Annotated in this window: 8 protein-coding genes; 7 read left to right on the top strand and 1 reads right to left on the bottom strand. The window is 68.6% G+C overall.

Translation table 11 applies throughout. From position 1 onward, the window contains the following. The first annotated feature begins 478 nt into the window (after positions 1 to 478). Genes E1267_RS39700 through E1267_RS39685 form a run of 4 tightly spaced genes read left to right on the top strand, consistent with a single transcriptional unit; the run spans position 479 to position 4,286 of the window. Entirely contained in the window at positions 479 to 1,603 is a 1,125-nt protein-coding gene (locus tag E1267_RS39700) for a polyamine ABC transporter substrate-binding protein (protein WP_132340805.1), read from the top strand. A gap of 5 nt (positions 1,604 to 1,608) precedes the next feature. Beyond that, positions 1,609 to 2,475, top strand: coding sequence for an ABC transporter permease (locus E1267_RS39695; protein WP_246064583.1), 867 nt, complete (start codon positions 1,609 to 1,611; stop codon positions 2,473 to 2,475). Beyond that, positions 2,468 to 3,250: an ABC transporter permease gene (locus E1267_RS39690; RefSeq protein ID WP_132340803.1), complete on the top strand. Its 783-nt coding sequence runs from the start codon at positions 2,468 to 2,470 to the stop codon at positions 3,248 to 3,250. Before E1267_RS39695 ends, E1267_RS39690 begins: the two co-directional genes overlap by 8 nt. Continuing rightward, positions 3,237 to 4,286, top strand: coding sequence for an ABC transporter ATP-binding protein (locus E1267_RS39685; RefSeq protein WP_132340801.1), 1,050 nt, complete (start codon positions 3,237 to 3,239; stop codon positions 4,284 to 4,286). The genes E1267_RS39690 and E1267_RS39685 overlap by 14 nt, the downstream gene beginning before the upstream one ends. Here the strand turns inward: E1267_RS39685 and E1267_RS39680 are convergent. After that, positions 4,280 to 4,885 (bottom strand): TetR/AcrR family transcriptional regulator, encoded by a 606-nt coding sequence (locus tag E1267_RS39680; protein ID WP_165960063.1) that lies wholly within the window; start codon positions 4,883 to 4,885, stop codon positions 4,280 to 4,282. The genes E1267_RS39685 and E1267_RS39680 overlap by 7 nt on opposite strands. Positions 4,886 to 5,010: 125 nt before the next feature. On the opposite strand from E1267_RS39680, the gene E1267_RS39675 reads away from it, so the two are divergent. The 3 genes from E1267_RS39675 to E1267_RS39665 form a co-directional block, all read left to right on the top strand. Further along, positions 5,011 to 6,282, top strand: a complete 1,272-nt coding sequence (locus E1267_RS39675; protein WP_132340799.1) for a glycosyltransferase — start codon at positions 5,011 to 5,013, stop codon at positions 6,280 to 6,282. A gap of 28 nt (positions 6,283 to 6,310) precedes the next feature. Further along, positions 6,311 to 7,708 (top strand): aminobutyraldehyde dehydrogenase, encoded by a 1,398-nt coding sequence (locus E1267_RS39670; RefSeq protein ID WP_132340797.1) that lies wholly within the window; start codon positions 6,311 to 6,313, stop codon positions 7,706 to 7,708. A 251-nt stretch (positions 7,709 to 7,959) separates the two neighbouring features. After that, positions 7,960 to 10,772: sensor histidine kinase (locus E1267_RS39665; protein WP_165960062.1), on the top strand; the 2,813-nt coding region annotated here is incomplete at its 3' end.

Genomic DNA, 10,772 nt, shown 5'->3' with positions numbered 1-10,772 from the left:
GGCCTGGGCGAGGTGCGCGAGGATCTCCGGGGCGGGGTGCGGCAGGGGCGCCGGTGGGGTCAGCCACTTGACTACCACCTTTTCGGCCACGACGACGGAGTAGTTAGTCTGGTCAACGTGCGGGCCGAAACCCCGCTCACCTGGGACCCCGGTGTGGAGATCCACAGTCTCGTACGAGAGGCTGGGCAACGGCCGGAAACGGCGCACCGCGAAAGGCGGCGGCGGATCCTCGTCCAGCAGCCGTACGACCGCGGTGGAGAGCCCATGATCTCGGCCGGTGAAGGGCTTCTCACCGAGAGAGATCAACCGGGGCCCTATTGAATCCCAATTCAACACGATAGCCAAACTTCCAGGTAGCAATGTCATAAAAAGTCTTGCCCATGTTGATATCTGCTGCAACACTCCTGATCTGGTCCGCTGTGTCCGGTAAGGTCGCGCGACCCCTCTTCCCCCGCAAAATCAAGAAGGAGTAGCGGCCGTGTCCCGTATCCGGTTCACCCGTCGTCTCCCGGCCGCCTTCGCGGCGGCCGGCCTCGCGCTTGCCGTCGCGGCGTGCGGCGGTGAGTCGTCGACAAGCCCAGAAGGCACGAACGCGGCGGCGGCCGACGACCTCAAGCCGAACGCGGACCTGACCAAGCAGTCGATCCAGGTGACGGTCTGGGACGGCTACCTGCCCGAGGAGTTCACCAAGAAGGCCAAGGAGCAGCTGAAGGTCAAGGACCTCAAGATCGCTCTCCACGCCACCAACGAGGACGCGATGGCCAAGCTGACCGCCTCCGGCGACAGCGGCATCGACGTGGCGTTCGTGTCCGGCCAGTACGCACAGGCGCTCAACGAGCAGGGCCTGCTGGAGCCGATCCACCCCGAGCTGATCCCCAACCTGGCCAACCTCTACCCCGAGGCCACGCAGCTCTCCTACGACAAGGGCAACAAGATCTCCGTGCCCTACACCTGGGGCACGACCGGCATCTGTTACCGGACCGACCTGGTGAAGAAGAAGCCGACCAGCTGGAACGACCTGCTCAAGCCGCCGGCCTGGGCCGACAAGAAGGTCACCATGATGACCACCGAGCGCTGGCTGGCCCTGCCCGCGCTCAAGGCGCTCGGCTACTCGGTCAACACCGACAAGGACGAGGAGATCGCGCAGGCCAAGGAGCTCCTCCTCGCCCAGAAGCCGCATCTGCTCGGCTACGACGACACGACGTTCGGCGACAAGCTGAAGTCCGGCGAGGCCCTCATGGTCGAGGCGTGGGACGGCTGGTGCCCGACCACCGACCCGAAGGGCAACATCGCGTTCGAGGTGCCGAAGGAGGGCAGCGACCTCTGGGTGGACACCATGGTGATCATGAAGTCCTCCAAGAACAAGGAGGCCGCGCACGCGCTCATCAACTACATCCTCGCCCCCGAGAACCACAGCTGGGCGGCCGAGAACATCAACTACAAGGTGCCCAACAAGGCCGCCATGGAGCGCGTGAAGGTCGCGAAGGGCTCGCTGCTCGGCATCAAGCCGGACGAGCTGCTCGACGGTGAGTCGATCGTCGACCTGGGGCAGGCGTCCACGAAGTACACCCGTCTGTCGACGGAAGTCACGGCGCAGTCGTAACAGCGGTGAGATCCGAGCTCAAGGCCCGGCCGGCGTCCCCGTCGCGCGGACGCCGGCTGGGGGCGTTCGTGTTCCTGTCGCCGGGGCTGACCTATCTGGTCGTGCTGCTGCTGGTGCCGCTGGCCCTGGTGCTGAGCAACACCGTCTTCCGGCGCGGGCGCTTCGGCGGCGTGGTGTACGAGTTCACCACCGAGAACTTCGCCCGCCTGATGGACCCGCTCTACCTGGGCGTCGTCGGCGGCTCGCTGCGCATCGCCGCCCTGACGACGGCCATCGCGCTGCTGCTCGGCTATCCGACGGCGTACGCGATCGCGCGGCTCTCGCCGAAGTGGAAGACGATCGCCCTGGTCGCGATCGTGCTGCCGTTCTGGACCAACTTCATCATCCGCGTCTACGCGTGGATCATCCTGCTCAGCGGCCCCGGACTGGTCAACAGCGGGCTGGCGGCGATCGGGCTCGGGCCCTACGAGCTGCTCTACAACCGGGGCGCGATCGTCACCGGGCTGCTCTACTCGTATCTGCCGCTCATGGTGCTGCCGCTGTACGCCGCGATCGAGCGGCTCGACCCGCAGCTCAGGGAGGCCTCGGCCAACCTCGGCGCCTCGCCGTTCACCACGTTCCGCAAGGTCACGCTGCCGCTCACGATCCCGGGCGTGCTGAGCGGCTGTCTGTTCGTGTTCGTGCCGAGCTTCGGCAACTTCGTGATCCCCGAGATCCTCGGCGGCAACAAGTCCATCATGGTCGGCAACCTGATCCGCGACCAGTTCCTGAAGGCGCGCGACTGGCCGTTCGGCTCGACGCTGGCGCTGGCGCTCATCGCCGTGCTCCTGGTGCTGCTGATGGCCCAGGCATGGATGGCCCGCCGTGCGTAGGCCCACGCTGCTGTTCGTCCCGCTCTGGGTCACGTACGTCTTCCTCTACCTGCCGATCGTCGTGCTCGTCGTCATGTCGTTCAACGCGGGCGAGTCGGCGTACACCTACGAGGGTTTCAGTCTCAAGTGGTACGGCGAGCTGGCCGCGGACGAGCGGGTCAGGAACGGCCTGATCAACACGCTGGTCGTGGCCGTGGGGTCGACCGCGATCGCGACCGTGCTCGGCACGATGCTGGCCGTCGGCCTGGCGCGCCACTCCAGGTCCAAGACTCTGGACGCGCTCGCGCTGATGCCCGCGGTGCTGCCCGACCTGGTGCTGGCGATCGGGCTGCTGCTCTTCTACGGCGTGATCGCCCTGACGCTGGGCCACTACTCGGTGATCCTCGCGCACGGCCTGTTCTCCATGGCGTTCGTGGCCGCGGTGGTGCGCACCCGGCTGTCCGGGGCCGACACCTCGCTGGAGGAGGCCTCGCGCGACCTGGGCGCGGGGCACGTGGTGACGTTCATGAAGATCACGTTGCCTCAGCTGGCGCCGGGCATCGTGGCGGGGGCCCTGCTGGCGTTCACGTTGTCGCTGGACGAGTTCGTGATCGCCTTCTTCACGATCGGGAACGCCGAGCCGACGCTGCCGATCGTCATCTACTCGATGATCCGTTTCGGGGTGACCCCGAAGATCAACGCGCTGGCGGCGATCCTGCTCCTCGTGAGCTTCGCAGCGGTGATCATCGGTCAGCGTCTGACGAGAATCGGAGAGGGACGAAGTGCTGAAGGTTGAGGGAATCACCCGCAGGTTCGGCGACGTCACCGCGCTCGACGACGTCTCGTTGGAGATCAGGCAGGGCGAGTTCTTCGCCTTGCTCGGGCCGTCGGGGTGCGGCAAGACCACGTTGCTGCGCATCATCGCCGGGTTCGAGACGCCCGACCAGGGCACGGTCACCCTCGACGGGGAAGACCTGCTGGCCCTGCCGCCGAACCGGAGACCGATCAGCCTGATGTTCCAGTCGTACGCGCTGTTCCCGCACATGACCGTGGCCAAGAACGTCGCCTACGGACTGGAGCGGGAGCGCCTGCCGCGCCAGGAGATCAAGCAGCGCGTCGGCGAGGTGCTGGAGACGGTCGGGCTGACCGCGCACGCCTCGCGCAAGCCCGCCCAGCTCTCCGGCGGCCAGCGGCAGCGGGTGGCGCTGGCCCGGTCCATCGTCAAGCGGCCGCGCCTGCTGCTGCTCGACGAGCCGCTGTCCGCCCTGGACAAGAAGGTCCGCGCCGACATGCAGCTGGAGCTCAAGCGGCTGCAGCACGACGTCGGCATCACGTTCGTGGTCGTCACGCACGATCAGGAGGAGGCGATGTCGCTGGCCGACCGCATCGCGGTCTTCGACAGCGGCGCCGTGTGCCAGGTGGACGAGCCCGTCCCGCTGTACGAGCGGCCGAGATCGCCGTTCGTGGCGGGCTTCGTCGGCGCGAACAACCTGTTCGAGGGCGTCGCCGGCGACGCCGACGGGCTCAAGAGCGAGGAGTTCGGCGTGCTGGCGGGCAGGCCCATGACCGAGCTCGCGGCGGGCGGCAAGGCCCTGCTCGCGGTACGCCCGGAGCGGGTGGAGCTGGTCGGCGAGAGCGAGGCGGGAGGCCTGCGCGGCAGCGTCCTCGACGTCAGCTTCTACGGCGGCGTCTCGCACATCTCCGTGGACGTGCCGGGCCGGATCCAGCCGGTGCTGGTCGCCGTCCAGGGCGCCAGCGCGGTGGAGGCAGGGGCCAAGGTCCGGGTGCGCTGGAACGCCGAGGACGCCGTGATCATGGCGGTCGATCAGTGAGACAGGTCGTTGCCCGTGGCCGCACGGGCGTAGGACAGGATCAGCTCGGCAGCCTCCGCCGGGCCGATCACCGGGTGCCTGGCCGTGATGCGGTAGCCGTACGCGTCCTCCAGCGCGACCAGGTTGCGCGCGATCGTCAGCGAGTCGGCGCTCAGCCGGAACACCCTCAGCGCCGCCCCCGTGTCGAGGATCGCCTGGTACATCGACACCTGGCGGTCATAGAGCGAGGTGAGCAACACGCCGTAGACCCTGTTGCGGCCCGCGGCTCCGCCGAGCTCGTTGAGCAGGCGGACGTCCTGGTCGAGCGGCCCGGTCGGCAGCCCCGACCTGATGGTCACGACCAGCTTCTCCACCGGATCGGTGAAGTCGGCGAGCCGGCGCAGCCGCAGCTCGTAGAAGCGTTCCATGCCGGCGTGCTGCGCCTCGACCAGCAGTTCGCTGAGGTCGGGGTAGTGGTAGAGCACGGCTCCGGAGGTCAGGCCGGCCTCCTCGGCCACGTGGGAGAGTTGTACTCCGTCGATGCCATGGCGGATGATGGCCCTGCGCGCGGCCTCGATCAAGTCGATGCGCCGGTCACTCCGGCTTTTACGCTGAGCCACCCCCACCACCTTCACCCGTTCGGCTGCTGTTCAGTTGGCCGTGACCATAGTGCCCTTAAGTTGACCTTCACGCTAGATGCGTTTTTGAATTCCCCTTCAAATTGCTCAGCTCTTCCGGAGTCTCGATGTCTCTCACCATCCTGTTCATGCCAGAAAGCGCCTACGGTCCGACCAACAACAGCATCGGCATCGGCGACATCCTGCGCCGCCGCGGCCACCGCGTCGTCTTCGCCGCCGAGGCGTCGTGGAAGGGCAAGCTCGAAGCGCTCGGCTTCGAGGAGGACCTCGTCGACCTCGCGCCTCCGCCCGAAAGCGACGAGGAGCAGGACCCCGGGCAGTTCTGGACGGACTTCATCCGCGAGACCGCGCCCGAATACCGCAAGAGCACCCGCGAGCAGCTCGAGACCGTCGTCAAGCCCATCTGGGCCGAGCTGATCGACGGCGCCAAATACTGCGAGCCGCAGCTCAAGGCCATCATCGAGCGGGTGCAGCCGGACATCATCGTCGAGGACAACGTGCTCACGTTCCCGGCGCTGGTCACGGCGGGCAAGAAGTTCGTCCGCATCGTCTCGTGCAACCCGCTCGAGGTGCGCGGTGAGAACGTCGCGCCGGTCTTCTCCGGGCTGCCCGCCGCCGACCGCTCGGAGTGGGACGACTTCCGCGCGGAGTACGACCGTACGCACCGGGAGCTCTGGACGGCCTGGAACGAGTGGTGCGTCGCGCAGGGCACCGAACCGCTGCCCGAGCTCGACTTCGTCCACGAGGGCGACCTGAACCTCTACGTCTACCCCGAGATCGCCGACTACGCCGCCGACCGGCCGCTGGGCGACACCTGGCACCGGCTCGACTCGTCGGTGCGGGAGACGGAGGAGACGTTCGAGCTTCCCTTCGAGCGCAACGAGGGGTCGCTGATCTACTTCTCGCTCGGGTCGCTCGGCTCGTCCGACGTGGAGCTGATGCGGAGGGTGATCGGCGTGCTGGCCGACACCCCGCACCAGTACATCGTCTCCAAGGGGCCGCTGCACGGGGAGATCGACCTCCCCGACAACATGTGGGGCGCGGAGTTCCTTCCACAGACTAGGATCATCCCACTGTGTGACCTTGTCATCACCCACGGCGGTAACAACACGACCACCGAGGCGCTGCACTTCGGCAAGCCGATGATCGTGCTGCCGCTCTTCTGGGACCAGTACGACAATGCCCAGAGAATGGATGAGTTGGGCTATGGTGTCAGGCTTTCGACCTACACCTTCACGGACGACGAGCTGAAGGGTGCGGTCGCGCGGCTGCTCGGCGACACCGGGCTGCGCGCGAAGCTGGCCGCCGCGGGCGAGGAGATCCGGCGCCGCGACGGGCTGCGCAAGGCCGCCGACCTGATCGAGCAGCTCGGCAAATAGCACGACCTCTGAGAGATGAAGTCATCCGATGCGTGAACTGATCAACCCCGCCACCGGTCTCCCGTGTGCCGAAATTCCGGACACGCCGGTGGAGGGCGTGGCGACGGCCGTACGGTCGGCGCGTGCGGCGTTCGAGCAGTGGTCGCAGACCACCCCCGCCGAACGCCAGCGCCTGCTGCTGCGGCTGGCCGACCTGGTGGAGGCCGACGCCGACGAGCTGACCAGGCTGGAGGTGGAGGAGACCGGCAAACCCGCCGCCGTGTTCAGGGACGGCGAGCTGCCGTTCGCCGTCGACAACCTGCGCTTCTTCGCCGGCGCCGCCCGCTCGCTCGAAGGGACGGGCGCCGGCGTGTTCAGCCCGGGCTACACCTCGGTCATGTCGCGCCGCCCCGTCGGGGTGGTGGGGTCGATCGCGCCGTGGAACTTCCCGTTCGTGATGGCCGTGTGGAAGCTCGGCCCGGCGGTGGCCGCCGGCAACGCGGTGGTGATCAAGCCCGCGCCTCAGACGCCCCGTACGACGTTGCGGCTGGCGGAGCTGTTCGCCAAGGCGGGCGCTCCGGAAGGGCTCGTCCAGGCCGTCACAGGAGGCGCGCAGGTCGGTCAGGCGCTCGTCACCGACCCCGGGGTCGACATGGTCAGCGTCACGGGCTCGACGGAAACCGGCCGTGCCGTGATGTCCGGTGCGGCGGGCACGCTCAAACGGGTTCATCTGGAACTCGGCGGCAAGGCCCCGGCCCTGGTCTTCGAGGACGCCGATCTGGCCGGGATGGCCCACGGCGTGGCGATGGGGGCGACGTACAACAGCGGGCAGGACTGCACGGCGGCCACCCGCGTGTACGTCGCCCGCGAGGTCTACGCGGACGCGGTCGAGGCGATTCGGGCAACTCTTGCCAACATCACCGTCGGCGACCCGTGGGATCCGGCGACCGACATCGGCCCCCTGATCTCGGCGGCGCACCGTGACCGTGTCCACGGGTTCGTCCGCAGGTCCGGCGGGCGGGTTCTGCACGGGGGCTCGCCGATCGACCGGCCGGGGTTTTACTATTCGCCTACGCTTGTGAGCGAGGTCGCTCAAGACAACGAGATCGTCCAGGGTGAGCTTTTCGGTCCTGTTCTGGTAGCCCTGCCGTTCGAGGGCGAGGACGAGGCCGTCAGGCTGGCCAACGACACCCGATACGGCCTGGCCTCGTCGGTGTGGTCGCGCGACGTGTCGCGGGCGATGCGCGTGTCGCATCGGCTCGACGTGGGCGTGACCTGGGTCAACGACCATCTGCCCATCGCCAGCGAGGCGCCGCACGGTGGGGTGAAGGGCAGCGGGTTCGGCAAGGACATGAGCCAGGAGGCGGTGCAGGACTACTCGGTGACGCGGCACCTGATGGTGAAGCACGCGGCACCGGCCGAGCGGGATTCGTTCCGGCCCGCCTGAAAACGTGTACGGCGATAGACGCCCCGAAGTGCTGCTTTGGGCGTGTTCGATGGGATATGTTCGGTTGGCCGATCTGGTACGGGTTGTGTTCCAATTACCCAGCCGGACAGAATCCCATGCGCCACACGCGTGTCTGATTTTTTCGAGCACGTACCGGCGAGAGGTTGCGAGAGTCAGTGAGGACGGATAACCCCAGACATACGAGGTCAGGGGAGTACACAGGCGGACGGTTCCGGCTTGGGAACTGGCGTGTGCGCTCAAGGCTGGTCGCGCTGATCCTCATCCCCACGGTCGTGGGTGTGCTGCTCGCCGGCATCCAGCTGGCCGACGCCATCGGCACCAGCGCCGAATACCGCCGGCTCACCCAGGTCGCCGAGCTCGTGCAGCGCATCGGCGCGCTCAACCACGAGCTGGGCAAGGAACGCACGCTCACCGCGTGGTACGTCGCCGACCGCAGCAGGGCCCAGCGCTTCGTCCAGGTCAAGACCCAGCGGCAGGCGACCGACAAGGCCAAGCAGGAGGTCCTCAGCACGGCCTCGGCCATCGACGCGGCCCACTCGACCCGTGTGCGCGAGGGCGTCGCCGACATGAACCGCTGGCTGAACGGCCTCGACAGCCTGCGCGCCTCCATGACCGGCAAAGTGCCGCCGCGCGCCGTCATCGGCACCTACACCACCATGATCGACGTCTTCTCGTCGGTCCAGGGCGGCATGGGCGACGGCGTCACCGACGACGCCCTCCTCGGCGACGTGGCCGCGCTCGGCGCGCTCCAGCGGGCCAAGGAAGAGGTCTCGCGGCAGCAGATCATCCTCCTCGTGACACTCGTCCAGCGCCGGCTCGACAGCGACGACTGGGCCGAGTTCCTGGGCTCCTGGAACAAGCAGCAGGCCGAGCAGCTCACCTTCGAGCAGGAGGCCGACCCCGTGGAGCTGGAGGCGTACCACCAGGCCGTCACGGGCCTGGAGGTCGACCAGGCCGACGCCATGCGGCAGCGGGCGCTCGCCCAGGTGCGCGCCAGGAACCGGATCAGGGACCTCGACGTCACCACGCGGGCCGACCTCAGCCGCTGGGTCGAGAGCACGACCGCGACCGGCAACTCCATGCGCGAGGTGGAGGACGGCCTGGCCACCAAGATCGTGGCCGGCACCCGCGACCTCAGCAACACCGAGCAGCGCAACGCGATCATGTCCGGTGCGATGATCCTCGTGCTGCTGCTCCTCGTCCTCATCATCACCACCCGCGTGGCAGGCTCGCTGGTCCGCCCGCTGCGCCGGCTGCGCGCCGAGGCGCTGCAGGTCGCCACGACCCGGCTGCCGGAGACCGTGCGCCTGCTGCGCGAGTCCGGCGAGGGCGCCAACGTGCCCGAGATGCCGTCGGTCGGCGTCAACACCCGTGACGAGATCGGTGAAGTGGCGCGGGCGTTCGACGAGGTCCACCGCGAGGCCATCCGGCTGGCCGGTGACGAGGCCAAGCTGCGCGCGAACGTCAACTCCATGTTCGTCAACCTCTCCCGGCGCAGCCAGACGCTCGTCGAGCGGCAGCTGCAGCTCATCGAGGGCCTGGAGCAGGGCGAGGAGGACGAGCAGCGGCTCGCCAACCTGTTCCGCCTCGACCACCTGGCCACCCGCATGCGCCGCAACAGTGAGAACCTCCTGGTCCTCGCCGGCCAGGAGGCCGCGCGCAAGTGGAGCGAGCCGGTGCCGCTGGTCGACATCGCCCGCGCCTCGCTCTCCGAGGTCGAGAACTACGAACGCGTACAGATCCAGATCGCGTCCGGCACCCTCATCGTCGGCCCCGCCGTCACCGACGCCGTCCACCTGCTGGCCGAGCTCATCGAGAACGCCATCTCGTTCTCCCCTCGCGAGAGCAAGGTCCAGGTGACCAGCTCGCCGGTCGAGGGCGGCGTGCTCGTCTCGATCAACGACCTGGGCATCGGCATGAGCCAGGACGAACTGGCCGAGGCCAACTGGCGGCTGGCGAACCCGCCCGTCGTGGACGTGTCCGTCTCGCGGCGCATGGGCCTGTTCGTGGTCGGCCGCCTGGCCCTGCGCCACGGCATCCGGGTGCAGCTCAGCATGCGGGAAACGGGCGGCCTGAGCGCGCTCGTCATGATGCCCGACATGCTCATCAGCGACGGCACGGGCGCGCCGCAGCAGAGCGGCCAGTACGAAGCCTTCACGACGTTCGACCCGAGCACGTTCGGGCAGGCGCAGCCGTCGGCGAACGGATCCGGCTCGCGCATCGGTGAGGGCGCCGAGCACGTCGTGGACACGCAGTGGCCGGGATCGCTGCCCGCGCCGGGCACCGGCAACTGGCCGTCGTTCGGCGAGCAGCAGCCCGCCACCTTCGGCGAGCCGGCCGACCAGCAGCCGGCCGCGTTCGGTGAGCAGCCGCCGGCCTTCGGCGAGCAGTCGCCGCCGTTCGCGGGGCAGCCCCAGGGGCATGAGGAGCCGGCCGCGCCGGCCTGGCCGTCCTTCGCCCAGGAGCCGCCGCCCACGCCGTCGCCGTTCGCCGAGCAGCAGTGGCCCTCGTTCTCCGACGAGCCCCCGCCGGCCTCCGAGCCGAAGCCGTTCGCGGAGAACCGCTGGCCGTCGTTCGCCGAGCAGCCGCCGCCGTTGCAGAACGACGAGCCGCGCTGGCCGTCGTTCGCGACGGAGCCGCCGCAGCAACAGCAGCCCTCGGAGGAGCCGCAGTGGTCCTCGTTCGCCGACCCGCTGCCTCGCAGGTCGTTGTTCGAGGCGGAGGACCGGCCGCGGCCGCAGTTCGACCCGGGCTACCGCTCGCCGTTCTCGGAGGAGCCCAAGCCCGCCGACCAGTTCGAGCAGAACCGGCCCCCCGACTACAACCCGTTCGGGCCCGGCGACTACTCCTCGCAGGACATGACCGGGCCGCTGCCCGCGGTGCGCAACTCGCCCATGGAGGAGCAGGGCGAGGAGTTCCTGCCGATCTTCTCGTCCGTCGGCTCCGACTGGTTCCGCAGGCCGGAGCCAGATCAGCTGCGCCCTCGTTCCGAGCCGGAGCAGGAGCCGGAGCACGAGATCACCGCCGTGCACCCGGCGGTGCC

The organism is Nonomuraea longispora (genome assembly GCF_004348345.1).
Classification (GTDB): domain Bacteria; phylum Actinomycetota; class Actinomycetes; order Streptosporangiales; family Streptosporangiaceae; genus Nonomuraea; species Nonomuraea longispora.
This window is presented reverse-complemented; position numbering and strand designations above follow the sequence as displayed.